The organism is Acinetobacter sp. KAM396 (assembly GCF_021602765.1).
GTDB lineage: Bacteria > Pseudomonadota > Gammaproteobacteria > Pseudomonadales > Moraxellaceae > Acinetobacter > Acinetobacter towneri_A.
In genome coordinates this window covers 75,110-101,434 of sequence record NZ_BPPH01000002.1, presented here as the reverse complement: position 1 = coordinate 101,434, position 26,325 = coordinate 75,110, and the positions used below count along the sequence as shown (strand labels likewise).

Here is a 26,325-nt window from a genome sequence, read left to right as displayed (position 1 = left end):
ATCAAAGTGCCCACAATTGCTGCATTTTGTCTTATAATTTAGCCCGCTAGCTATCCGCCCGCTCAAGAGATTTTTGATATGACAACTATTATCAAGCAAGATGACTTGATCACTTCGATTAAAGACGCGCTTCAGTTCATTTCCTATTATCATCCACAAGACTTCATTCAAGCGATGAGTCGTGCTTATGATCGTGAAGAAAACAAAGCTGCGAAAGATGCGATTGCACAAATCTTAATTAACTCACGTATGTGTGCAGAAGGTCATCGTCCAATCTGTCAAGATACTGGTATCGTAAACGTATTCCTTGAAGTGGGTTTAGACGTTAAATTTGATTTAACGATGAGCTTGGATGATGCAATTAACGAAGGTGTGCGTCAAGGTTATCTAGAAAACTCAAACGTACTTCGTGCATCAGTATTGGCTGATCCTGCATTTGGCCGTAAAAATACCAAAGACAATACCCCTGCAGTGATTCACTACAAACTCGTACCAGGTAACAAAGTAGATATTACTGTTGCTGCTAAAGGTGGTGGTTCAGAAAACAAATCTAAATTGGCAATGTTGAACCCATCTGACTCAATTGTAGATTGGGTACTTAAAACTGTTCCGACTATGGGTGCAGGCTGGTGTCCACCGGGTATGCTCGGTATTGGTATTGGTGGTACTGCTGAAAAAGCCATGATGCTTGCAAAAGAAGCACTCATGGAAGAAATCAACATGGACGAATTATTACGTCGCGGTCCACAAAATAAAATGGAAGAACTCCGTATCGAGATCTTCGAGAAAGTGAATGCTCTTGGTATTGGCGCACAAGGTTTGGGCGGCTTAACGACGGTTCTTGATATTAAAATTAAAGACTACCCTTGCCACGCTGCAGGCAAACCAGTGGGTATGATTCCAAACTGTGCTGCAACTCGTCACGCACACTTCCAGTTAGATGGTTCAGGTGTAGCGCATATTCAAGCGCCTAAACTTGAAGACTACCCAGAAGTGACTTGGGATTCTTCAAAATCTAAACGTGTAGATTTAGACAACATTACTCAAGAAGAAATGAACTCTTGGCAGCCGGGCGATACGTTGTTATTAAACGGTACGATTTACACAGGTCGTGATGCTGCACATAAACGCATGGTCGACATGATTAACAATGGTGAAGAATTACCAGTCGACTTAAAAGGCAAATTCATTTACTACGTTGGCCCTGTCGATCCTGTTGGTGATGAGGTCGTTGGTCCTGCAGGTCCAACAACGGCAACCCGTATGGACAAATTCACCCGCCAAGTCTTAGAACACACTGGTTTGTTCGGTATGATTGGTAAGGCAGATCGTGGTCCTGCAGCAATTGAAGCGATCAAAGATCACAAAGCGACTTACCTCATGGCTGTAGGTGGTGCAGCTTACCTCGTATCTAAAGCAGTACGTGAAGCAGAAGTGGTTGCTTTTGAAGACTTAGGTATGGAAGCAATCTACAAATTCAAAGTGGAAGATATGCCTGTGTCTGTTGCAGTTGATGTCAACGGTACATCAATCCACGCGATTGCACCAAAAATCTGGCAAGCTAAAATTGGCAAAATTCCTGTTGTAGATGCAGCAGCAGAATAATATTCCAATTTAGCAATAAGCCAAACCAAAAAGCACCCAAATTTAGGGTGCTTTTTTATGCGTGTTAGAAATGAATGAAAGCGATGCGCGAGATAAAGATACAAGCCTTTACCACGTTCTCGGATCCCACAATTTAAAGGGTTGGGTTAAATGTACATCTTCTGCAGGGTCATATTTTTCATGCTTGATTTTTTGTGGCTTTTTACGCAACTTGCCTGTGGTTTGATCTTCCGCGACAAAGTTATAGCTTTCTGTTTTTAGTTGAGTAAATGCAATTTCCTGTTGTGCCGTACTTGCAGGCATGAGAAGTAAAGGTCCTGAAACTTCTTTGCGGGTACTTAGGTTTTCTTCATCATACTTAATAAAATAGGACTGCCCTGCGTGCACCTGAAAATCCAAATACTTCGGTTTTTGGAAATGTAATGCACCCAAAGGGCGACTCACACTCAGACGATACGCGCCCGGTGCCAGTTCAACCCAGTAATAATGATTGTGTAATAAACTTGGAATCCGATGTTTGTTGATAAACATACTGGTCGCGACAATTTCCTGTCTGTTCCATTTGGAATCTGGCCGATATAAATACACGATGGCAGCATCGGCATGTTGTGCCTGAACAGGTTTAAAATTTTGTCCTAGTTTTTGATTGACCCAACCACCAATCGTCATCATGCCCAAACGGTGCTGTTCTACAAATCCCGGTTTTTGTTCTAAATCTAAAACTTTTAAGGTACTGGGTGGTTGCGTTTGTTGCACCACGTTTTTTTTGCCATGACATCCCAGCAACATTAAACTGGTCACGACCAAGATTGCGACACCACGCATGTCTATCCCTCGCTGCGTTTCTTATTTTTGTAAGTCAAGTTTTTGCAAATCAAGCTGGAAATTCATTTTGCAATTGTTGTTTTGAATAATGGGCATCCACGCCTAGGCTTAAGATTAACACTGCCTTAAATTTTTTGACAATAAAAAACGTGCCGAAACCTAGCGTTTCGGCACGTTTCAGACGAATAGCGTATTAAGCAGTTTTGCTGCCCAATACTTTTAAGTCAACTTTTTCTTCAACTGGCTCTTCAGCTTTGGCTTGACGCTCGACCTGAAATTCAGGCTTCGCACCGTCTTCAATCACTGCTTCAGTCACCACCACTGTGCCAACATCGGTACGACTTGGTAAGTCGTACATGGTTTCGAGCAAGGCATTTTCCAGAATTGAACGCAAACCACGCGCACCCGTATTACGCTCAAGGGCTTTTTTCGCGACTGCACGTAACGCTGCATCTTCAAAAACTAAATCGACATTTTCCATCTCGAATAAGTATTGATACTGACGGGTTAAAGCATTTTTCGGCTCGGTCAGAATTTGCATCAATGCATCTTCATCTAGCTCGTCTAGCGTTGCAATCACAGGCAAACGACCAATGAACTCTGGAATTAAACCAAATTTCACCAAGTCGGTTGCTTCTACCTGACGGAATAAATCAGACAATTGCTTGCCTTCATCTTTTTTCTTCACGTCTGCGGTAAAACCAATGCCGCCTTTTTCTTGGCGTTGCTGCACAATTTTCTCTAAACCAGAGAATGCACCACCACAAATAAACAAGATATTTGAAGTGTCAATTTGAATGAATTCTTGCTGCGGATGCTTTCGTCCACCTTGAGGCGGAATAGAAGCGACTGTGCCTTCAATCATTTTGAGCAAAGCTTGCTGAACACCTTCACCAGACACATCACGAGTAATCGATGGGTTTTCAGACTTACGTGTAATCTTGTCGATCTCATCAATGTAGATAATGCCTTTTTGTGCTTTTTCTACATCGTAATCGGCTTTTTGTAACAGCTTTTGCACGATGTTTTCGACATCTTCACCCACATAACCCGCTTCGGTTAAAGTCGTGGCATCTGCCATTGCAAAAGGCACATCCAATAGACGCGCTAAGGTCTGTGCAAGTAAGGTTTTACCCGAACCCGTTGGACCGATCAACATAATGTTACTTTTTGAAATTTCGACAGGATCGCCTGCTTTATGCGCCTGATTGCTCACTTTTAGGCGTTTGTAATGGTTATATACTGCAACCGATAAGGTTTTTTTCGCAGTATCTTGACCAATGACATACTGATCAAGCGCAGCACGAATTTCATGTGGTTTTGGCAATGGACGTGTTGCCCAATCACCCGACTCAACTTGTTGACTGGTCTGAACCAAGTCTAAGCATACGTCCACACATTCATTACAGATGTATGCGTCCTCGCCTGCAATCAGCTTCCCGACTTCAGACTGCGTTTTACCGCAAAATGAACAATGTTTTTGTCCCTGAGGATGTTCGGACATAGTCACTCCAATATTTCAATCTTTAAAACTTATGGACGTTTTGTTAAAACTTCATCCACAAGACCGTATTCTTTTGCTGCCTGTGCAGTCATGAAATTGTCACGGTCGGTGTCTCTTGCGACAGTTTCATAGTCCTGACCACTATGTTCTGCCATTAAACGATTCAAACGCTCTTTAATGAATAAAATTTCTCGCGCATGAATTTCAATATCTGATGCCTGACCACGGAAACCACCCAGCGGCTGATGAATCATGACACGGGCATTTTCAAGACAGTACCGCTTACCTTTTGCACCTGCATTGAGCAGGAATGCACCCATAGATGCTGCTTGTCCCATACAGTAAGTCACGACGTCTGGTTTAATAAATTGCATGGTATCGTAAATTGCCATACCTGCAGTCACTGAACCACCTGGTGAGTTAATGTAAAGGTGAATATCTTTATCTGGGTTCTCAGCTTCTAAAAACAACATCTGCGCCACAATTAAGTTGGCCATATTATCTTCGACTTCACCCGTTAAGAAAATGACACGTTCACGTAAAAGACGTGAATAAATATCAAAAGAACGCTCACCACGAGAGGATTGTTCGACCACCATGGGAATTAAAGCATTTTCAATTGTTGGAACATACATAATGGTTATTTATTCCTAAATTTGTGTGACACGACTCATGTTCACAATATGAGGGATAATTGTCTAAATTGCAAAATATTCACGGCCTAAATCGTAGATATTTTGAGTGAGAAGCGATCAATCTCTGAAAAAAATGCAATCCGCGATGCAATAAAAAAGGCGCACGAAGCGCCTTTTTGTATCAAAACAAATTAGCCTTGTTGACGAGCTTGCTGCTCTTTCAATAAGTCTTCATAGCTTACAGTTGTATCTGTAACTTTTGCAGAAGCTAAGATGTGATCTACAACTTGGTCTTCTAAAACAACAGCTTCAATTTGTGAACGTTGTTGTTTGTCGTTTTTGAAGTATTCAATCACTTCGCTTGGATCTTCATAAGAAGAAGCCATGTCTTCGATGTAAGCATCTACACGCGCTTGATCTACTTCAAGTTTAGCATTTTCTAATACTTTGCTAACCAATACGCCAAGTTTTACAGATTTTTCAGCTTGTTCTTTGAACAATTCATCTGGAAGCATGCTTGAGTCAAATGCTTTTGCACCTTGCGCACCAAACTGCTGTGTGAATTGCTGAATCATTTGTTGACGTTGACGGTCAATTTCTTGAGCAACCATTGCAGACGGAATTTCAACTTCGTTTGCCGCAACGAGTGCATCAAAAGTTGCGCCTTTTACTTGGTTACGTAAACCGTTTTTCACTTCACGTTCCATGTTTTTACGAACGTCAGCTTTTAACTTGTCTACGCCTTCTTCTTCAGAAATACCGAAGATTTGTAGGAATTCTGCATCAATTTCTGGAAGTTTTTGCTTTTCAACCAGCTTCAATGTGATTTTGAATTGTGCTGCTTTACCTGCAAGGTTCGCTGCTTGGTAGTCTTCAGGGAAAGTTACATCAATCACTTTCTCTTCGCCTTTTTTCATGCCCACGATACCATCTTCAAAACCAGGAATCATGCGACCAGAACCAAGTACCAGTTTAAAGTCTTCAGCTTCACCGCCTTCAAACTTCTCGCCATCTACAGTGCCTTCAAAGTCAAAAGTCACTTGCATGTCTTTTTTCGCCATGCCTTTGGTTTCAACCCAAGAAGCTCGTTGCTTTTGAAGGTTTTCAAGCATTTGTTCAACATCGCTATCATTTACTTCAGAAGACTTGCGTTCAACTTCCAAACCGTCAAATTTCACTTCAACTTCTGGATAAACTTCAACAGTCGCTTCATATACTAAAGCGTCGTCTTTCATTTCAGTTTTTTCGATGTTTGGCATACCCACAGCATTGATTTTTTCTTGTTGGATTGCTTCAAACACGGTGTCACGAATAATGTCGTTGACCACTTCTTGATAAATACCCGCACCGTATTCACGACGAACAACGTTTAGAGGCACTTTACCTGGACGGAAGCCGTTGATCTTCACAGTTTTGGCAGTGCGTTTCAAGCGAGCTTCAAACTGCTCGTTAATACGGCTCGTCGGTACAGATACATTTAAACGACGGGCAACGCCCGAAACCGCTTCAGAAGTTACTTGCATGGCTTCCTCGATATAGTTAGTAATAACAGTTTATAAAAAAGTGCCACATTATATGACAACATTTAAGGATATACAAAATACGATCTGATCTCGACCGAATTTTAATTCGTTCGCGGAACATTTTTTGTAAATTTTCAACTTTTGTATATTTTTTGTTGTAAATAAGAATCCTTATCATTATTATTAGTCAAATTCTGCATGAATGATTCTAATTACCATCTAGGTCCAATTGGCATCATCAATTCATTATTAGAGATTTTATTTTTATGGCTAAGTTTAACCTACACCCGCTGTGTCTTGCTTTACTTGGGGCAGCATCAACTTCAGTTTTTGCAAATAGCTCTACCAATGCGACTTCAACCCATCAACTTTCCACGATTGTGGTTTCAGCGGCAGGGTTTGAACAAGAACTAAAAAATGCCCCTGCTTCTATTAGTGTGGTCACCAAAGAAGATATTGAAAAGAAAAATGCCACCAGCATTGCTGACTTATTGGCCGATGTACCTGGAGTCGATATTCGTAACGGCGTAGGTAAAACCTCAAACTTAAATATCGGTTTGCGTGGTATGGGGCAAGAATACACGCTGATTCTGATTGATGGACGTCGTCAAACCACATCTTCAGATGTCACCCCGAATGGTTTTGGTGAAACATCAAATGGATTTTTGCCACCACTTGCTTCAATTGAACGCATTGAAGTAATTCGTGGCCCTATGGCAACGCGCTATGGCTCAGAGGCAATGGGCGGTGTGATTAATATCATTACCAAAAAAGTATCAGAAGAATGGAATGGTAATGTCACTGTTAGCGGCAATGTGATGGAAAACAATGCCGAAGCCGATTCATGGAAAACCAGTTTTGTTGTCAATGGCCCACTGATCAATGAACGTTTAGGCTTACAACTACGTGGTAGCTATTTAGACCGTCAGCGTTCAGAACGCATTCAGGGCTCAACAGGTCGTGACCCACGCCCAAGTACAGCAGACAATTACGATGTTGGTGCTAAACTCGACTTTAAACTGGATGATCAAAATTCATTTTGGATAGATGGTTTTCATTCTAGCCAGCAATATAAAAATGAAGATAACCGTTTAGGGACTTTAGATACCGCAACCAAAGCATCAGGTTATAAAGATGAATTGGAATTTAACCGTACTCAAATTTCTTTGGGACATGAAGGTGATTACGATTTCGGGATTTGGAAAAGCTATGTTAGCCATTCAGACACTGAAACTAAAGGTCGTACTCTACCAACCGATGCTTTTGACAAAACTGCGCAGCAGAACAATCCACTCATTGGCAGTGACCGTACTTTAGAAAATACCGATCTGGTTGCAGATAGCCATCTAATTTCCACCTTTGGTGCGCACAAAGTTACAGTCGGTGCAGAATATAAAAAGCTCACCATTCGTGACAATATTGCTCAACATAAAAGCGGCAAAGATGAATTTGAGAAAGACTCTTGGGCAATCTATGCCGAAGATGAGTGGAGCTTACTCGACAATTTGACCTTCACGTTTGGTACACGCTATGAAGACCACTCTGGTTTTGGTGGCGAGTTTAGTCCACGTGCTTATTTAGTCTGGAACACCAATGATATTTTAACCATTAAGGGTGGTGTCAGCACAGGTTATAAAGCACCTTCGCCTAAGGCACTCTACGATGGTTTAATCAATATGAGTGGTCAGGGTTCGACCTATGTATTTGGTAACTCTGCTTTAAAACCAGAAACATCGACCAATTACGAACTTGGTTTTAATTTACAGCCTAATGATCAGCTGAATTTTACCGCCACAGGCTTTTACAGCCAAATTGAAGATGCGATTGTTTCCCAAGACATCTCTAATTTAGCGATTTGCCCAGTAGATGATTGCTCTAGAAGTGTAAATGCCAACGAAGCCAAAATCTATGGTGCTGAGACGTCTTTACAGTACAGCATTATTCCTGAATGGGATATTAAAGCGGCCTATACTTACACCAAAAGTGAAATTACAGATGGTAAGGATGAAGGACTGTACTATAACAACAATCCTCGCAATGCCTTTAACCTGACCTCGACTTGGCACATTAATCCGAACGTTGATGTGTGGTTACAACACGAATACAAGTCAGCCCGTTTGCGCTTCAAACAATTACCAACAACACCACAAACTAGCGATTTTGAAGAATACAAAATCATGGGCGATAAATTTGGTGGCTATAACGTATTTAACTTAGGTGCAAGCTATACAGTAACAGATAATCTTCGTTTCAATATGGCGGTGAATAACCTATTAGATAAGGACTTCACCAAAGATAATCAGAGCTATACCTATGTCAACAAAGGTAAAACTCAAACTGCAACTGCCTATAAATACTTAGACATTGGTTCAGCTGTTTCGGGCACATATTTAGCAGGTCGCAATTACTGGCTCTCTGTTTCTTATGACTTCTAAGCCTTAAATTTCTTTTTAAACCCTGCTTCGGCAGGGTTTTCTACCTTTTCTCTCTCCTTTTTTTACTGTTGTATCGTTTTTTTAAATAAAAATATTGATAATGATTATTATTTTCAAATAAAAACCGCACAAACCTACTGCTCACACATTGAGATTGATAATGATTCTCAATACAATTAGCAACACTTGTTATAGACGTCATAACAATAACTTCACACTTTATTCACATTTTGAGCTTGAACCAACGAATAAAGCATGACCTCGTGATGGTTCATGCTTAGGGAAATCGCATAAATGGCACAGATCAAAAGTCGCAAACACAACCGCTCTGCGCAACTGATGGCTTTAGCCGCCTCTCTTCCACTACTTGCTCATGCAGCAAATCCTGAAGATGACGTCACCCAGCTTCCCACTATTACCGTTAAATCTGAAGCTGAAAGCAAATACAAGGCTGATAACTTAAGTTCCGCAAAATACACTCAGCCGTTGTTAGATACCCCACAAACAATTTCTGTGATTAAAAAAGAAATGCTACAAGAACAAGGCGCAACGTCCTTAGTTGAAGCCTTACGCAATACACCAGGCATTACTCTACAATTGGGAGAAAATGGCAATACTAGTGCTGGCGATGCCTTTCAAATGCGTGGTTTTTCCACCCAAACCTCGACCTATGTTGATGGTGTCCGAGATTTAGGCGCAATCAGCCGTGATGTATTTAACATTGATCAAATTGAAGTTGTCAAAGGCCCATCGGGTTCAGAAGCGGGTCGTGGTGCAGCATCGGGTTATATCAATTTGGTCAGCAAATTACCGCAAAGTGAAAGCAGTCAGGAAATTTCTGCAACTTACAACACAGCACAACATACAAGACTTTCTGCAGATATTAACCAGGCCATCAATCCAAATACCGCCTTTCGCCTGAATGTGATGGGGCAAGAAGGCGGCATAGAAGGACGCGACTATATTGAAAACAATAGTTATGCCATCGCCCCTTCTATCGCCTTTGGATTAAACACTGCCACACGCCTTTATTTATATTCTCAACACATCAGACAACGCAATATTCCAGATGGTGGCATTCCAACTGTGGGCATGCAAGGCTTTTACAATACCGATTCACTGTTAGCCACTGCGCCTAAAGTCAATCGGGAAAATTTTTATGGTCATGTCAATGACTATGAAGATGTCGATGCTGATATGTTCACCGCAAAAATTGAAAGTGATTTAACCGATCAACTCCAACTGACCAATATCACCCGTGTAGCGAAAACCCACATGAATCGGGTTTTAACAGGCATCAATACAGGTGCAAATGGTCTTCGAACCAATGGTTCATCAAACCCTGCCGAATGGGAAGTGAATCGCTCCCGTCAAGGCATTGATCAAGAAAATAAAATTCTGGCCAATCAAAGCACTTTAAACTGGAGTGTCAAAACGGGCGCAGTACAGCATGATGTTGTTGCAGGCATGGAGTTTTTAAAAGAACAGCAATCTAGCAAACTCATGGCAACCCAGATGCCTGGCGAAGCCACTGCCGATACACCGTGGGCCAATCTTTATCGTCCAGATCGCAATCAAGCCATGCCACCACTAATTTACAATGGTGGTTATACCGATGGTGAAACCCAAACGGCAGCCGCATATTTATTTGATACTCTAAAATTTGGAGAGCGTTTTCAACTGAATGGTGGCGTACGGGTCGATTATTATGAAACCGATTATCAAGGGCTTACTCTGCCACGTGGGGGAAATGCTTTGGTGGCCACAGATCTGAGCACGCACGATACGTTGTTTAGCTGGAAACTTGGCGCTGTGTATAAGCCTACATTAAATAGCAGCATTTACGCTGCATATGCAAAATCGCTGACTCCGCCCGGCAGCGCCAACTTTAGCCTGTCTGAATCGGGCAATGACGCAATCAATGCAAAGCCTCAAGAAACCCATCACTATGAATTAGGCAGTAAATGGGAGTTACTCCAAGGCAAGCTGGCTTTGGCTGCTGCAGCGTATCGTACAGAAAATGAAAATCAATCGACTATAGATCCAATTTCTCAGCTTGCTGTACAAGAGGGTAAAAAACGGGTCGATGGCATTGAGTTGAGTGCCGTTGGTCAAATGACCGAAAACTGGAATTTGTCTGCAGGCGTTGCGCACATGAAAGTGAAACAACTGAATCAACGTTCATCGAGTGCCACAACCTTATCGGAACGTTGGTCGCCTGAATGGACTGCAAGTTTATGGTCAACCTACGACTGGGCGGGCTTTAAATTAGGTTTGGGCGCACGTTATGTCGATGAACAAAAACGAGTTGTGACTGATAGCAATGCACCTGCCAACATGCCAAATATTCCAGGCTATATCGTGTTTGATGCATTGGCAGGCTACAACTTCAACAAAAATGCCTCGTTAAATTTAAACCTTTATAACCTTGCCGATAAAGAATACATCAGCACGCTAAACAATGGTGGTGGTCGTGTCGTGCTTGGGCAGCCACGCTCGGCAGCAATCAGTTTAAACTACAAGTTCTAGGTTATAGCAAATCTGTAGTAGCCCGCTTAAAACAGGGTACAGATTTAGATTCGAGCGATAGATTATTTTTTCATACTATCTATTGCTCGAACTTTGCATGTTGAACCACCCCATCGAATGTTCGGCTGTTTGAATTCAAACTTTTTTAGGAAGAATCGGTATGATGCTTCACATTCCAGAAGTCCTCAGCAAAATGCAAGTCCAACGAATTCGTGCTGAATTGGACACCGCATCTGCATGGCAAAATGGTCAACTCAGTGCAGGGGCTCAAGCACAGAAAATTAAACAGAATTTGCAGTTTGACCTGCAACATCCAAGCTATGCAACACTGTCACAAGACATCCTCAGCGCACTGAAACAGCAGACTTTATTACAGTCGTTCGCGCTCCCTTTGCATATCCTCCAGCCAATGTTCAATTGTTATCAAAACACAGCAACCTATGGCAATCATGTAGATAATGCCGTGCAATATTGCGCACAGGTACAACGTCCGATTCGCACGGATGTGTCCATGACCCTTTTTTTAAGTGAGCCTGAAGAATATCAGGGCGGTGAACTGATTATTGAAGACAATTACGCTAGTCATGAAGTCAAACTCAGTGCAGGTGATGCCATCGTGTACCCTGCTACTAGTTTACATCGGGTCGAACCTGTTACAGCAGGTCAAAGAATTTCAGCGTTTACATGGTGTCAAAGTATGGTAAAAGATGACTGGCAACGCAGTATGCTGTTCAATTTAGATATGACTATTTTGCAATTGCGTCAACAACTTGGAGATACAGCAGAAGTATTGGCACTGACTGCACATTATCACAATCTGATTCGTCAATGGAGTCAGTTATGAATAGCCTCCCCTTGGCAGCTTTGAATCACATTCCGCCACACTTACACACCATTGCCGACTATCAAAAACAGGCACAATTACACTTAGATGCAGCCACTTGGGCCAATTTAGAAGGCGCTGCGGGTGATGAATATAGTCTGAAAAACAATCTACGTGCGTTTGCCGATATTCAATTACTGCCCCGCCATTTAAATTCTTTTGCAGAGGCAAATACGCAAATTCAGCTCTTAGGTGAACACTATCCCCACCCAATTTTTTTAGCTCCCGTAGCTTATCAACAACTGTTTCATCCGCAGGGGGAAATTGCCACAGCGCAAGCGGCATCTGCCCTACAAGCGCCTATGATTCTCAGCCATTTAAGCACCACCTCAATGAGCGCACTGAATCAGGTTTCAGCCGCAGCAAAATGGTTTCAACTGTATTGGCAAGGCAGTCGTAAAGCCGCTTTGGATTTGATTTTTCAAGCTCAATATCATGCTTTTCAAGCCATTGTACTCACGGTTGATGCACCACACATGGGCATTCGGGATCGTGAACGTCGCGCTTATTTTCAATTACCTGCACATATTCGGGCAGTATATCAAACACCTGTAAATACCTCTCATCTCAAGGAAAATCAGCATCCTCTTTTTGATGGATTGATGCAGCAGGCTGCCACATGGGAAGATATTGTGTGGTTGTTACAACACAGCCCGCTGCCTATTTTACTCAAAGGTATTCTACATCCTGCCGATGCGCAGCAGGCGTATCAGTACGGTGCACACGGTATTATTGTGTCTAATCATGGTGGTCGAATCTTAGATACCGCAGTCAGCCCAATTCAAATTTTAGGCACGCTGCGAAAAATTTTACCGCAAGATTTCCCCATTTTATTGGACAGTGGTATTCGTCGTGGCACAGATATTTTTAAAGCACTGGCCTTGGGAGCAAATGCAGTTTTGGTCGGTCGTCCATATATTTATGGCTTGGCAGTTGCAGGCGCGCTAGGGGCAGCGCATACTATCAAGTTGTTAAAAGAAGAATTTGAAGTCTCAATGGCACTTATGGGAACAAACTGCATCGAACTAATCAACAGCAGTTATATTTATCACCAAAACAACCAATAGCCGAAAAATATTTCACAGCACATGCCGTATATGTAAAAAACAGGGAATTATTACCCTTGCAGATCAATTAAGATACAGATATTGGTTTACAAGTGCCATGATTCTACTTTTAGCGATAGCCTCCTGAAAACAGCTTGTAAATTGATAGAATAGACACAATCTATATTTATAGTAAGTTGCCGTTATCCACGCGATGCAACCGCTACTATTCAAGGAGTTTTCACATGATGTTGGCAGATCCAAGCAAAAAATACCGTCGTATGTACCAGCGTGTCGATTTACCAGACCGCCAATGGCCAAATAACGAAATTACCAAAGCGCCAATTTGGATGAGTACCGACCTACGTGACGGTAACCAAGCGATCTTTGAGCCAATGAACATCGAACAAAAATTCAAAATGTTCCAAATGCTTGTGAAAATTGGTTTTAAACACATCGAAATTGGTTTCCCATCGGCATCTCAAGTTGACTTCGATTTCACGCGTAAATTGATTGAAGAAGGTCATATTCCAGATGACGTGTATATTGAAGTCTTGGTACAAGCGCGTGACCATTTAATCGCACGTACTTTTGAATCTTTACAAGGTGCTAAACGTGCGATTGTGCATATTTATAATGCCAACTCGCCAACCTTCCGCAACAAAGTCTTGAATGTTGATGTTGCGGGTGCCAAACAATTGGCGATCAATGCAGCTAGCAAAGTAAAAGAATACGCAGCGAAGCAACCTGAAACAGAATGGGTATTCCAGTACAGCCCAGAATGTTTTACTGCAACTGAGTTGGAAGTGGCTAAAGATGTTTGTGATGCCGTGACTGAAATTTGGGAAGCATCGCCAACCAATAAAGTGATTTTAAACTTGCCTGCAACGGTAGAAGTGTCTACACCAAACGTGTATGCCGACCAAGTAGAATGGATGCACCGCAACATTGCGCGTCGTGATGGCGTGATCATTTCAGTACACTGTCACAATGACCGTGGTTGTGGTATTGCTGCGTCTGAATTGGCAATTATGGCAGGTGCAGACCGTGTAGAAGGCTGTGTATTTGGTAATGGTGAACGTACCGGTAACGTAGACGTTGCTGCAATTGCCTTGAACATGTACACCCAAGGTGTTGCACCAGAGTTAGATTTCTCGAACATCAACGAAATTATTGCTACAGTTGAAGAATGTACAGGATTACCAGTGCATCCACGTCATCCGTATGCAGGTGATTTGGTGTTTACAGCATTCTCTGGTTCACACCAAGACGCGATTAAGAAAGGTTTTGAATTCCAGAAAAACGAAGAAATTTGGGATATGCCTTACTTGCCAATCGACCCGAAAGACTTAGGTCGTGACTATGATGCGGTGATTCGTGTCAACTCACAATCGGGTAAAGGCGGGATTGCTTACTTGTTAGAATCGAACTACAACGTGACTTTACCACGTCGTTTACAAATCGAATTCTCACAAATTGTGCAACAACGTACCGATGAGCAAGGCACTGAAATTAGCGCAAGCGAAATCTGGAACTTGTTTAAAGACACTTACGTTGCAGTAAAAGATGCGCACTATGCGACGAAAAACTACAAGTTGTCTGATGAAAATGGCAATCAGGTCATTGAGTTAGATGTGGTCGTGAACGGTGAAACGCAACGCTTACGCGGTGAAGGCAATGGCCCAATTTCAGCAATTTTGAATGCACTTCAATTACCAATTGATGTTTTGAATTATGAAGAACGCAGCATTAGCTCTGGCGCACATGCAAAAGCGTTGGCATTGATTGAGTTGCAAGTCAAAGGTACAGGTAAATCTGCCTTTGGCGCAGGGGTACATGACAACATCGTGACCTCATCTATTGATGCAATTATTGCCTGCACCAACCGCTTGATTGAACAAGGTGTGTTAAGCACAGATCAAGTGGTTGCAGCAGCAGTATAATCTTGCGCTAACATGTAAAAGCATTTTGAAAAGGATACCCCAAGTGGTATCCTTTTATTTATTCATCCTCAGGATTTAAGGCGAATTATTCCCGTGTCTTTTCCAGCTGACTCAGTAGGCATTGTTGTTCCAAAAAAATTCCAATTTGAAGAACCTTTAGAACTCGAATGTGGTCGTGTTCTGCCCCGCTTTGAACTCATGGTCGAAACTTATGGCACACTCAATGCCGATAAATCCAATGCGATTCTAATCTGTCACGCACTATCAGGGCATCATCACGCTGCAGGTTATCATCATGCCGACGATAAAAAAGCAGGCTGGTGGGATGCCTGTATTGGCCCAGGAAAAGCCATTGATACCAACCACTTTTTTGTGGTGGCCTTAAACAATATTGGTGGCTGCAACGGCTCTACGGGGCCCACATCACCCAACCCTGAAAATGACAACCGTCCCTATGGCCCTGACTTCCCTTTAGTGACGGTGCGAGATTGGGTCAAAACCCAAGCCATGCTGTCTGACCGTTTAGGCATTGAGGTTTGGTATTCAATTATTGGCGGCTCTTTAGGTGGCATGCAGGCTTTGCAATGGTCGGTAGATTATCCTGATCGTCTTAAAAAATGCGTCATTATTGCCAGTGCACCAAAACTCTCCGCACAAAATATTGCTTTTAACGAAGTCGCGCGTCAGTCGATTTTATCTGACCCAGATTTTCATCATGGACGTTATTTGGAACATGATAGCTATCCAAAACGTGGATTGATTTTGGCGCGCATGGTCGGCCACATCACCTATTTGTCTGAAGAAGCCATGAAACAGAAATTTGGTCGTGACTTAAAGTCTGGCAAGTTTATGTATGGTTTTGATGTTGAGTTTCAGGTCGAAAGCTATTTACGCTATCAAGGCGAACAATTTAGCCGTAATTTTGATGCCAATACCTATTTAATTATGACTAAGGCACTGGATTATTTTGATCCTGCACGTGAATACGAACAATCCTTACAAAAAGCCATGGCGAATACAAAATGCAAGTTTTTAGTAGTGTCTTTTACCACCGACTGGCGTTTTAGCCCTGAGCGTTCGCAGGAAATTGTGGATGCCTTAATTAGCAATCATAAGCCTGTCAGCTATTTGGATATTGATGCCGAACAAGGACACGACTCGTTCTTGTTCCCAATTCCACTGTACGTGAAAGCCATGCGTGCATTCTTGGGTGGAACAGAACATCTTCAAGCAACCCCACAGGAGGCCGTGTAATGCGTCTTGATCAGCAACTTGCCGAAAAGTGGATTAAACCCGATTCTAAAGTACTCGATTTGGGGTGTGGCGATGGTGAACTGTTGGCACACATGAGCAAACAGCACAATATTCGTGCATACGGATTAGAAATTGATCAAGAAAAGATTGCAATTGCGATCAGTCGCGGGTTAAATATCATCCAACAAGACTTGAATTTGGGGCTTAGCCGCTTTGCCGACCAGTCTTTTGACTATGTGGTCATGGCACAAGCCTTGCAAGCAGTAGATGCACCTGACGTATTATTAAGAGATATGGTGCGTGTGGCTAAACAGGCGATTATTACCTTTCCAAACTTTGCGCATTGGAAGACTCGCTCTTTTCTTGCCTTAAAAGGAAAAATGCCTGTTTCAGATGCATTACCTTATATGTGGTACAACACCCCTAATATTCATTTATGTACATTTCGTGATTTTGAGGCACTTTGTGCTGAAAATAACATTCGTATCATTAACCGACTTGCCGTGAATGGGAATCAACAAGATAGTTTACTCAGTAAGCATCTACCTAATTTGTTTGGTGAAGTCGCAATTTATCGAGTGAGCGCTCTATGAAAAAATTATTATTAAGCACCACGCTATTGGTTGGACTGTTGAGCATTCAAGCCCATGCAGATTATGTTTCACCATCATCTTCTGTAGCGAGCCAAGCGGCTCAATATTCAACCATGGATATTAATGGCTTGATCAAGGCAGCCAAAGCAGGTCAGGCAGGCGCACAATTTTACTTAGCAACAAAATATCAACAAGGTAAAGACGTTCAGCAAGACAGTCGTCAAGCGTTTGCTTGGTACAAAGCAGCTGCAGATCAAGGTTTATCTGCTGCGCAACTCAATGTAGGTCGTATGCTGGCGGATGGTATTGGCACGAAAAAAGACGAAGTCTTGGCACGTCAATATTTTGAAAAGGCAGCTAGCCGTGGTGATAACCGTGCTAGCTTTAACCTTGCCATGATGGAAGAACAAAAGAAAAACTATATGGGCGCGTATCAGTGGTATGAGTTATCTACCAGAGATGGCATGCTCGACAATAAAGTCATTTCTTTGTCTGAAGGTAAGAAAACTGCATTGGCAGCGAACTTGACCCAAGAACAAATTCGTCAAGCACGTGACCGTGCTGACCAATGGATTCAAGCACAATAAATTTAATTGCGCTTAAATTAACTCAATGCACCTTCGGGTGCTTTTTGTTTTATCCGAAATAAACCGCCTGCATAGCCTGTAGCAATTCAGGGCTGAATTCTTCTACTGCAGCAGAACCCAATACTGCATCTATACCACAATACGGACAAATTGCGGTTTGCTCATTATCACACCAATCTTCAATTTCGCTATAAGCAAAAGTTTCCAGACAGTAAAAACAACCACAGCGCTCACTTTGCTGCAATAATGTACGGTGCTGACTCGAATAACGGTAGATCTCTGAAATTTTGCTCGTCATGATTCCCCTACTTCTTATATCTAGCATGATTTGCATGTATTAAAACAAATCTGTGCAAGATTAAACTTTTAAGTCTGCAAAATCCGTTAAAATATCCAAGATTATTTTAAATTAAGATCTGAATTATGGCTGCAACTGATTGGCGCGCTCAAGGTACTTTGGTTTTAGCAAGCAATAACAAGGGAAAAATTGCAGAATTTGAAACCCTGTTTGCGCAATTAGACTTGCCTGTGCAAGTGATTCCTCAAGGTCAACTAAATATTGAAGATGCGGTTGAAGATGGTTTGAGCTTTGTTGAAAATGCCATTTTAAAAGCGCGCCATGCCGCGAAAATTTCAGGAAAGCCCGCGATTGCCGATGATTCTGGTTTATGTGTGCCTATTTTAGGCGGCGCACCAGGAATTTACTCTGCACGTTTTGCAGGCGAACATGGCAATGATGCAGCCAATAATGAAAAACTTTTGAATAAACTCAAGCCACTACGTCAAGACGATGCAGCAATTGAAGGTATGTTTGTTTGTGTTTTAGCTTTGGTTGAACATGCCGATGATCCATTACCACAAATTTTCCAAGGTATTTGGAAAGGCGAGATTTTAGCAGAAGCTCGTGGTGAACATGGTTTTGGCTATGATCCGCTCTTTTGGTTGCCTGAACTAGGAGTATCGAGCGCAGAAATGTCGAAAGCAGAAAAGAATAAAATCAGTCACCGTGGTCAGGCGATGCAACTGTTTAAAGCAAGTTTACAAGCTTAGATTTAACAGATGTGATTGATCTTACAGCCCGTTTTCAAACACGGGCTGTTTTATTTTCAAGCTTTACAAATCAGGTCAAACATCCCTTGTCGTCAAATCGCAACACATTCGTCACCGCATTGTCATACAGACCTGTTGTGATAGGCTCAACTATTGAGAGGTCTAAATCATGGCAGGATTATCTATTTGGCACGTGCTGATTTTTGCAATTGTGGTCATTTTATTATTTGGTACATCTAAGCTTAAAAACTTAGGTAAAGATGTCGGCGGTGCGGTGAAAGATTTTAAAAAGTCAATTAAAGATGATGAGGCTGAAACTGCACAACTGAAAGAACCTCGTACGATTGAACATCAAGCCAATAGCAGTGATGTAACAACTGATTCTAAAAGCCATATCAAAAGCTAACAGTTTGAATTGATCATGCTTGAGGATAAATCATGTTAAATCTTGGCATGAGCGAACTGCTGGTTTTTTCTATAATTGCAGTCATCGTTTTAGGACCAGATAAATTACCGACAGCAATTCGCTCTGTCATTAAGTGGTATCGTCAAATTAAAATGCTGATTACTAATGTCCAGCGGGATATTGAGCGTGAACTAGAAATCACTGAAATTAGAGAAACAATGGAAAAAGAAATTGCCCGCTTTAAAGATATTGAAAAAAATATGCAGGCTCAATTGGATCAAATTCAGCAAGAAGTTAATCAACAACATCAAGAACTCGAAAAAGCAATATCACCCGATATTAAAGAACTTGATAACAAAACAAAAATGGGAAATTCTGGACTGCATACAGCTGAATCGGATATGACTCAAACTAAAACCTGTATTCAATCTGAAGAACCATCTGGTCTGATAATACAAACTCAGCAAACATCAAACACTCCTTTACAAAAACAAGAGCAAAAGGTCGTAACCACATGACCAGTACCACTAATCAAACTGAACAATTCAATCAAACAACAACTGAAGAGAATGAAGCACTTGAACAGCTTCCTTTTACTGTACATTTAATTGAGTTACGTCGCCGTCTAATAAAATGTGTAGGGCTTATTATCGCTCTGTTTTTTATTATGCTACCTTTTGCAAATCAACTCTATGAAATGCTATCTTCTCCATTACGTGGTCGCTTACCTGAACATGCAAATATGATTGCGACTGACGTAACAGCAACATTTATGGCTCCCTTTAAACTGAACTTTTATGTGGCGTTTATTATTGCCATGCCATTTATTTTGTATCAAATATGGCAATTTTTAGCACCCGCACTTTATAAAACAGAAAAAAAAATCGCACTACCTATTTTATTTTCAAGTATCGTATTATTTTATGCAGGGATTGCCTTTGCTTATTTCATTACCTTACCCGCAGTCCTAACATTCTTTATGCAGGCATCACCTGATTCTGTTGCACCAATGACAGATATCAATAGTTATTTAAGTTTTTGTTTAAAACTCTTTTTGGTGTTTGGTATTACTTTTGAGATACCTGTTGCGACCGTCATGCTAATTTTAGCCCATATTGTTACGATTGAATCTTTGGTTACAAAGCGACGCTATATTATTGTTGGTTGTTTTTTTATAGCGATGTTTGTTACACCACCAGATGCGCTTAGCATGTTAATGCTTGCTGTTCCAATGTGGTTATTATTTGAATTAGGTATTCTTTTAGGGCGTATTTTATTAAAAAAGCAAACTAAAACCAGCTGATCCTATTTGGGATCAGCACTACATATCAATATCTGAAAAGTTAAATATTTCTCATTCATTACAAATAGTTAGACCTTATTATTTTATCAATCATAACGATACTGTCATGATTAGTTCACCCGAATGTCACAACTGAACTCTAGTATGTGCATAGCTTTAACAAAGTTCTGCAAAATTGCTAGGAATAAAAATGAATTTAGAAAATCAGTTAATTGAGCATGTGGAAGATTCAAACACATCAGATAACCCACATTTTCAAGAAATTTTAAATGCACGCGTAAGCCGTCGTAGTGTAGTGCGCGGTGGCATTGGCATGACTGCCGCCATGATGTTGGGGGGAGCGGGTTTAGTTGGCTGTTCAGATGAGAATGATGATCCAATTATTACCCCGCCTACAAAACAACCAGAGCTAAAAGCACCTGAAACAATTAATTTCACTCCAGTACCGCATAGTAAAAAAGATCAGGTTGTTGTACCTGAACAGTATCAAGTTGAAGCCTTCCTACCAGTGGGCATGCCTTTAATTAGTGGTTTATCTGATTGGAGTGATACTCAACAACGTGCTGGTGAATCTTTTGAACTTCGTGTAGGCGATAACCATGATGGTTTATGGTTCTATGGCTTAAAAGATGGCAAATTAGACAACACTGTTTCTGATCATGGTTTATTGGTGATTAACCATGAATATGTAGAAGTAGAACGTTTACACTTACTTGGTGGGTATACACGCAAAATTGCCAACCCTGTAGATAAGATTTATGAAAATCAACGTTTGTCAGACGACGTACGCCGTGAAGTAAATGCACATGGCGTGGGCGTTTATGAAGTTAAACGTAAAAAAGACCTTGCTACATTTGAATTAGTGAAAGATTCTAAATTTAACCGTCGTTTTACCAGTGCAACAGAAGTAGATTTCAGCGGTCCAGCTGCAGGTCATGATTTATTAAAAACTAAGTTTGATCCTACAGGAAAAACAACCCGCGGTATCAACAATCAATGCGGTAGTGGCCCATCACCATGGGGAACCTATTTAACTGTTGAAGAAAACTTTACTGGTGTTTTTGCACGTCGAACGGATGATGCCGCTAAAGTTCCTGCACACACCGATTTTGCTTTAACACGTTATGGGCAAAAAGCAGGTAGCACAGGTTTTGACTATTTATGGCATACTCCTGCACTAGAAGAGCAAATCATTCCAGATGAATTCTCACGCTGGGATGTAAGTAGTATTGGTGCAACTGCACTTGATGACTACCGCAATGCACTCAATACCTTTGGTTGGATTGTCGAGATTGATCCTTTTGACCCAACTTCACGTGCTATTAAACGTACAGCATTAGGTCGCTTTGCACATGAAAACTGCGGCTATGCTCCAGTAGAAGCAGGCAAACCTGTTGTACTGTATATGGGTGATGATGCTCGTGGTGAGTACGTTTATAAATTCGTATCAAAAGCTGTCTGGAACCCTGCTGATGCAAACGGTGGCTTAAAAGCAGGTACAAAATACTTAGATGAAGGTACATTATACGTTGCTAAATTTAGCGCAAATGGTACAGAAGCATATGGTTTAGGTGAGTGGGTAGAGCTTACTTACGGTATCAACGGTTTAAATTCAAGTAATACCAAATATCCTTTCAGCAGCCAAGCAGATGTAATGGTGTTTACCCGTCTTGCAGCAGACAGTGTTGGTGCAACCAAAATGGATCGCCCAGAATGGGTCAATGCAAGCCCGATCACTGGTGAAGTTTATTTAACCTTAACCAACAGTAACGCAGCAAACCGCGGTGGTAAAACTGATCCAGCAAACCCACGTGACTATGATAACAATAGCGATGGCAAACTAGATGGTAACCCGAATGGCCATGTTATCCGCTGGAGAGAAGACAATGGCAACCACGCTGCATTGAAATTCCAATGGGATGTCTACGCATTTGGTGCACCATTCGACCTTGCAGCTGCAAACTTGTCTGGCTTAACTGCAGAGAATGACTTCTCAAGCCCAGATGGTTTAGTATTTGACCCTCGCGGTGTAATGTGGATTCAAACAGATGATGGAGCTTATTTAAAACGCACTAACTGCATGATGTTAGTTGCACTACCTGGTCAAGTTGGAGATGGCACATCTCAACAAGTTGGTACTGTGACAACGCATATTGGAGCGAAGCCAACAGCAAATAACTTAGCACGCTTCTTAACTGGTCCACTTGAAGCAGAAATTACAGGGGTTGCATTTACACCTGACTTGAAAACATTCTTCGTCAGCATTCAACACCCAGGGGAAAATGGTAATCGTAACGATGGCTTTAACAGCCACTGGCCAGATAGCCAAACCAACCCAAGTTCAAAAGCTTTACCACGCTCTGCACTCGCAGTGATTACTCGTAAAGATGGTGGTGTTGTTTTAGGCTAAACCTAAGCAATCAAAAAATGCCGACATTTCTTCGGCATTTTTTTATGCCTCAATATTCAACTGTTGTTGCACAATATTTCCCTTTTGTTCACCATACTGGTTTTTTTCCAACCATGTAAATTGATTTCCCTGCATCCGTAAAAAATTGGAACAGCGTGTCCCATACAGTGGACTTTGAATAAAAGTTGATGACAACAACGCTTCCATCTCCAATGAAATCCCTGTTTGCGGTAACAACTCATTCGCAACCTTGCGTTCATCTTCTAAAATATCCCACGCTGCAGCATTTAGCTCTGCCGATGCAAGATTAGGCAATTGCAGCATCGGTAAAAACTCCTGCGTAAAGCGTTTGCGTAAACGTGCAGTTTTTTCCCAAGGGTCACTCATCAACCCATTTGACACCACATAAACGCCTTTAGCTAGAACCTGTGGTGCTTCACCGCGGTTACTCATATACACCGCTTGAGTGGTATCGCCCACAAATAAATTAAAACCTGCATATTCACATTGCTGTTTTTCCAAGGCTTGGGCAAAACGGATAGGCGTTTGCTCAGATTCTAAAAAGGCCTGAATAATATGCCCACGTGAGGTTGGATATTCACGAACATCATTCGCATCACGATAATTGGTAATCACTGCCCAGCGTCCCGACTGAGTGATCCCCATCCACGTACCGCCCGATTCTAAATCCTGCCCAGCAACAATTGGACTCTGGGGCCATGCTGCCAGTGCTGCTGTCGAACGCCGATAGAACTCATCCCGATTTGAAATCAAACACAGGGGTGTGTCTGCCAAGACCTGCCAAGCCAATGCAACAATACACATAATTCAAACTCTTAATCTTTACACATTGAATGTACAACATTTTTCATCACATTCAGCTAAAATCTGTGCAAAACAGAATCACAAGGAACAGGAATGCTCACCTATCCAAATATTGACCCCGTTGCGATTTCGCTCGGGCCTTTGCAAGTCCATTGGTATGGCTTGATGTATTTACTGGCATTTTTATTTGCATGGGGTTTGGCAACTTACCGTGCCAAACAGCGTGGATGGACACCAGACATGGTTTCCGACCTGATCTTTTACGGCGCTTTGGGCGTAGTCATTGGTGGACGTGTCGGTTATGTATTTTTCTATGGCTTTGAACAATTTTTGGCAAATCCGCTATGGTTATTCCAAGTTTGGACAGGCGGCATGAGTTTTCATGGTGGCTTTTTGGGCGTGATTTTAGCCATGCTGTTCTGGTGTAAAAAATACAAAATGACTTGGTTTCAAACTTTGGATTTTATTGCCCCATGCGTACCTACAGGTCTGATGTTTGGTCGTATTGGTAATTTTATTGGTGGCGAATTATATGGTCGCCCTGTGACCGATCCTAACTTTGCCTTGGGGATGATTTTCCCGACCGATCCTTTGCAATTGGTACGGCATCCATCTCAGTTGTATCAAGCCTTATGCGAAGGTTTAATTCTATTTATTGTATTGTGGTGGTTTAGCTCCAAGCCACGTCCACGCATGGCAGTGTCTGCCCTATTCCTGATTGGTTATGGTTTGGCACGCTTTGTTGTCGAATTTTTCCGCGAACCCGATCATGGTCAGCTCTTTATTGCATGGATGAGTAAGGGACAATTCCTGAGCTTGCCAATGATTTTGGTCGGTATCTGGATGATGTGGTATGCCTATCAAAAGAAAATTTATGATTGGGGTCCGCAGAAAAACAGCTAAACCGCTATCCATTTACATGCAGCTTTCATCTATTCAGGCGAAGTCAATCTTCGCCTTTTTTATGCTACAGTGCCATCTAGTACTTATACTTTTCAGACATCAATATCTCACATGCTTGAATTTTGGTTTAACCCACAGATTACCGTCAAAAAGAAAATTGCCCTGCTGCTGTTAATCGCGCTGGTCACTGCAGCGTTATATTTCTTAGAACCCTTAAAGCTCGATGCGATTTTAATGTTTCTAGCTGCAGGTCTTGTTTTTTTAATTTGTCGTTACTGCAAAATTCATTTTACTGCGCAACATCCAACAGGTTGGTTAGCACGACTATTGACTTGGATTCCGCTAGCATTGTTACTCGCACTCATTTTCATGCAGATTCAACACGGTGAAATTTTACTGTCGGGTGCACAAGGCATTGGCTTTACCGCTTTGACAATTTGCCTGTTTTCACCACTGTCATTGCTGCATCAACATCACACTTCCGACACACAATAAAGTCACAACTTAAAAAACTCTGCTATTATTCTTTCTGATTTACTGGGCATCGAATTGCCCAAACAAAAAATATTCACTTTTGCTTGACCAGAGAACGCTATGCGCCAGTATTTAGACCTACTCCAACATATTCTTGACCATGGTGGCGACAAAGGTGACCGTACCGGAACAGGCACACGTTCAGTGTTTGGGCACCAAATGCGTTTTAACCTTGCACAAGGTTTTCCACTGCTGACTACCAAAAAAGTACATTTCCGTTCTATCGTAATTGAGCTGTTATGGTTTTTAAAAGGCGATACCAACGTCAAATATCTACAAGAACATAAAGTCAGTATTTGGGATGAATGGTCTACCGCAGAACAAACCGCGCGCTTTGGCCGTCCTGAAGGTGAACTTGGCCCTGTGTACGGACATCAATGGCGTAACTTTGGTGCCACACAAAAAGCTAATGGTTTGTATGAGCAAGATGGTTTTGACCAAATTGCATGGTTAATCAATGAAATTAAAACCAATCCAAATTCACGTCGTTTGATCGTGTCGGGCTGGAACCCGCAAGAAGCAGGTCAAGTTGCTTTACCTCCTTGTCATACCCTGTTCCAGTTTTTTGTACACAACGGCAAACTTTCATGTCAGTTATATCAACGCAGTGCCGATGTGTTTTTAGGTGTGCCTTTTAATATTGCCAGCTATGCTTTACTGACCCACATGATCGCACAAGTCTGTGATTTAGAAGTCGGAGATTTTGTATGGACAGGTGGCGATACGCATTTATATGCCAACCACTTTGAACAGGCACAGTTACAGCTATGCCGTGAACCATTGGCTTTATGTCAGTTAAAACTCAATCCTGAAATCAAGGATATTTTCGACTTTAAATTTGAAGATATTGAAATTGTAGGCTATGAGTCACATCCTGCAATTAAAGCGCCTGTCGCAGTTTAATTAGCTGTTGCTAGATTTAGCATCTCAACATTTAAAGGATCTGAACATCCCTAAAACACTTTCCAGACTAAGAAAATACGAGCCGAATTATGTCATTTCAAAATTTAGAAGTTGTACACGTGGTTGCTATGGATCAACAACGCTGCATTGGTCAGGGTAACCAATTGCCGTGGCATATTTCGACAGACTTAAAACACTTCAAAGAAATCACCCAAGGTGGCGTAGTGATTATGGGACGCAAAACCTTGGAGTCGACGGGGCGTACCCTGCCTAAACGTGTCAATTGGGTGATTACCCGCGACCCAAACTGGGCATTTGAAGGCACAAAAGTGGCGCATAGCATTGAAGATGCCTTACAACAAGCCGTTGCCGATGTTCAAGCTTCAGAAAAACCAAACACTTTATTTATTATTGGTGGTGGTGAAATTTTTAGCCAAACCATGCCGATTGCTGACCGTTTGGAACTGACGCATATTGAATTGGATGTGCAGGGAGATGCGCATTACCCTGCCATTCCTGCCGAGTTTAAAAAAGTGGCCTCGGAACAGCATGTCGATGAAAAATCAGGGATTGCCTTTGAGTTTGCCCGCTATCAAAAATAATGCTGACAGCCTTGGCAATATTTGATT

At 41.8% G+C, this 26,325-nt stretch carries 24 protein-coding genes; 18 read left to right on the top strand and 6 right to left on the bottom strand.

Annotation, left to right across the window (positions count from 1 at the left end):
• Positions 1-78: 78 nt before the first annotated feature.
• Entirely contained in the window at positions 79-1,605 is a 1,527-nt protein-coding gene (locus tag L6C30_RS01985) for a fumarate hydratase (RefSeq protein WP_004974861.1), read from the top strand.
• 108 nt (positions 1,606-1,713) lie between these two features.
• On the opposite strand, the gene L6C30_RS01980 is transcribed toward L6C30_RS01985, so the two are convergent.
• The 4 genes from L6C30_RS01980 to tig form a co-directional block, all read right to left on the bottom strand.
• Positions 1,714-2,430 (bottom strand): DUF2846 domain-containing protein, encoded by a 717-nt coding sequence (locus L6C30_RS01980; protein ID WP_236162783.1) that lies wholly within the window; start codon positions 2,428-2,430, stop codon positions 1,714-1,716.
• A gap of 193 nt (positions 2,431-2,623) precedes the next feature.
• Positions 2,624-3,934: an ATP-dependent protease ATP-binding subunit ClpX gene (gene clpX / locus L6C30_RS01975; protein WP_236162782.1), complete on the bottom strand. Its 1,311-nt coding sequence runs from the start codon at positions 3,932-3,934 to the stop codon at positions 2,624-2,626.
• A gap of 29 nt (positions 3,935-3,963) precedes the next feature.
• Positions 3,964-4,569, bottom strand: coding sequence for an ATP-dependent Clp endopeptidase proteolytic subunit ClpP (gene clpP, locus L6C30_RS01970; RefSeq protein ID WP_019836825.1), 606 nt, complete (start codon positions 4,567-4,569; stop codon positions 3,964-3,966).
• Positions 4,570-4,760: 191 nt separating this feature from the next.
• Positions 4,761-6,092, bottom strand: coding sequence for a trigger factor (gene tig, locus L6C30_RS01965; protein ID WP_019836826.1), 1,332 nt, complete (start codon positions 6,090-6,092; stop codon positions 4,761-4,763).
• Between the two features lie 266 nt (positions 6,093-6,358).
• Here tig and L6C30_RS01960 point away from each other — a divergent pair, with 266 nt between their 5' ends.
• The 8 genes from L6C30_RS01960 to L6C30_RS01925 all read left to right on the top strand — a co-directional run bounded on the left by L6C30_RS01960 (position 6,359) and on the right by L6C30_RS01925 (position 17,362).
• Complete coding sequence (locus L6C30_RS01960) at positions 6,359-8,527, top strand: TonB-dependent receptor domain-containing protein (RefSeq protein ID WP_019836827.1); 2,169 nt, start codon at positions 6,359-6,361, stop codon at positions 8,525-8,527.
• A gap of 294 nt (positions 8,528-8,821) precedes the next feature.
• Positions 8,822-11,056, top strand: a complete 2,235-nt coding sequence (locus tag L6C30_RS01955; protein WP_236162781.1) for a catecholate siderophore receptor Fiu — start codon at positions 8,822-8,824, stop codon at positions 11,054-11,056.
• Positions 11,057-11,216: 160 nt separating this feature from the next.
• Positions 11,217-11,900 carry a Fe2+-dependent dioxygenase gene (locus tag L6C30_RS01950; protein WP_019836829.1) on the top strand — a complete coding sequence of 228 codons (684 nt, stop codon included), beginning with the start codon at positions 11,217-11,219 and terminating at the stop codon, positions 11,898-11,900.
• Positions 11,897-13,006 carry an alpha-hydroxy acid oxidase gene (locus L6C30_RS01945; protein ID WP_019836830.1) on the top strand — a complete coding sequence of 370 codons (1,110 nt, stop codon included), beginning with the start codon at positions 11,897-11,899 and terminating at the stop codon, positions 13,004-13,006. The genes L6C30_RS01950 and L6C30_RS01945 overlap by 4 nt, the downstream gene beginning before the upstream one ends.
• Positions 13,007-13,230: 224 nt before the next feature.
• Complete coding sequence (gene leuA / locus L6C30_RS01940; protein WP_019836831.1) at positions 13,231-14,928, top strand: 2-isopropylmalate synthase; 1,698 nt, start codon at positions 13,231-13,233, stop codon at positions 14,926-14,928.
• 93 nt (positions 14,929-15,021) lie between these two features.
• Positions 15,022-16,182: a homoserine O-acetyltransferase gene (locus tag L6C30_RS01935; protein ID WP_019836832.1), complete on the top strand. Its 1,161-nt coding sequence runs from the start codon at positions 15,022-15,024 to the stop codon at positions 16,180-16,182.
• Positions 16,182-16,775, top strand: coding sequence for a methionine biosynthesis protein MetW (gene metW / locus L6C30_RS01930; RefSeq protein ID WP_019836833.1), 594 nt, complete (start codon positions 16,182-16,184; stop codon positions 16,773-16,775). The genes L6C30_RS01935 and metW overlap by 1 nt, the downstream gene beginning before the upstream one ends.
• A complete protein-coding gene (locus L6C30_RS01925; protein ID WP_070153255.1) occupies positions 16,772-17,362 on the top strand; it encodes a tetratricopeptide repeat protein in 591 nt (196 codons plus the stop codon). The genes metW and L6C30_RS01925 overlap by 4 nt, the downstream gene beginning before the upstream one ends.
• 49 nt (positions 17,363-17,411) lie before the next feature.
• Here the strand turns inward: L6C30_RS01925 and L6C30_RS01920 are convergent, their stop codons facing one another.
• Positions 17,412-17,660, bottom strand: a complete 249-nt coding sequence (locus L6C30_RS01920; protein WP_019836834.1) for a hypothetical protein — start codon at positions 17,658-17,660, stop codon at positions 17,412-17,414.
• A 125-nt stretch (positions 17,661-17,785) separates the two neighbouring features.
• Between L6C30_RS01920 and rdgB the strand changes: the two genes are divergently transcribed.
• From rdgB to L6C30_RS01895, 5 genes are all read left to right on the top strand, one after another.
• Positions 17,786-18,412, top strand: coding sequence for an RdgB/HAM1 family non-canonical purine NTP pyrophosphatase (rdgB, locus tag L6C30_RS01915; RefSeq protein WP_019836835.1), 627 nt, complete (start codon positions 17,786-17,788; stop codon positions 18,410-18,412).
• A gap of 169 nt (positions 18,413-18,581) precedes the next feature.
• On the top strand, positions 18,582-18,818 hold the full coding sequence (tatA, locus tag L6C30_RS01910; protein WP_070153263.1) for a Sec-independent protein translocase subunit TatA: 237 nt from the start codon (positions 18,582-18,584) through the stop codon (positions 18,816-18,818).
• Between the two features lie 32 nt (positions 18,819-18,850).
• A complete protein-coding gene (tatB, locus tag L6C30_RS01905; RefSeq protein WP_070153266.1) occupies positions 18,851-19,336 on the top strand; it encodes a Sec-independent protein translocase protein TatB in 486 nt (161 codons plus the stop codon).
• Positions 19,333-20,121, top strand: a complete 789-nt coding sequence (tatC, locus tag L6C30_RS01900; RefSeq protein ID WP_070153269.1) for a twin-arginine translocase subunit TatC — start codon at positions 19,333-19,335, stop codon at positions 20,119-20,121. Before tatB ends, tatC begins: the two co-directional genes overlap by 4 nt.
• A gap of 190 nt (positions 20,122-20,311) precedes the next feature.
• Entirely contained in the window at positions 20,312-22,531 is a 2,220-nt protein-coding gene (locus L6C30_RS01895; RefSeq protein WP_236162780.1) for a PhoX family phosphatase, read from the top strand.
• Positions 22,532-22,573: 42 nt separating this feature from the next.
• Here the strand turns inward: L6C30_RS01895 and L6C30_RS01890 are convergent, their stop codons facing one another.
• Entirely contained in the window at positions 22,574-23,356 is a 783-nt protein-coding gene (locus L6C30_RS01890) for an NRDE family protein (RefSeq protein WP_236162779.1), read from the bottom strand.
• 93 nt (positions 23,357-23,449) lie between these two features.
• Between L6C30_RS01890 and lgt the strand changes: the two genes are divergently transcribed.
• The 4 genes from lgt to L6C30_RS01870 all read left to right on the top strand — a co-directional run bounded on the left by lgt (position 23,450) and on the right by L6C30_RS01870 (position 26,298).
• A complete protein-coding gene (gene lgt, locus L6C30_RS01885) occupies positions 23,450-24,259 on the top strand; it encodes a prolipoprotein diacylglyceryl transferase (RefSeq protein ID WP_236094042.1) in 810 nt (269 codons plus the stop codon).
• Positions 24,260-24,370: 111 nt separating this feature from the next.
• Positions 24,371-24,754 carry an AzlD domain-containing protein gene (locus L6C30_RS01880; protein WP_236162778.1) on the top strand — a complete coding sequence of 128 codons (384 nt, stop codon included), beginning with the start codon at positions 24,371-24,373 and terminating at the stop codon, positions 24,752-24,754.
• A 99-nt stretch (positions 24,755-24,853) separates the two neighbouring features.
• On the top strand, positions 24,854-25,696 hold the full coding sequence (gene thyA, locus L6C30_RS01875) for a thymidylate synthase (RefSeq protein ID WP_236162777.1): 843 nt from the start codon (positions 24,854-24,856) through the stop codon (positions 25,694-25,696).
• 89 nt (positions 25,697-25,785) lie between these two features.
• Positions 25,786-26,298, top strand: coding sequence for a dihydrofolate reductase (locus tag L6C30_RS01870; RefSeq protein WP_236162776.1), 513 nt, complete (start codon positions 25,786-25,788; stop codon positions 26,296-26,298).
• Positions 26,299-26,325: the final 27 nt, after the last annotated feature.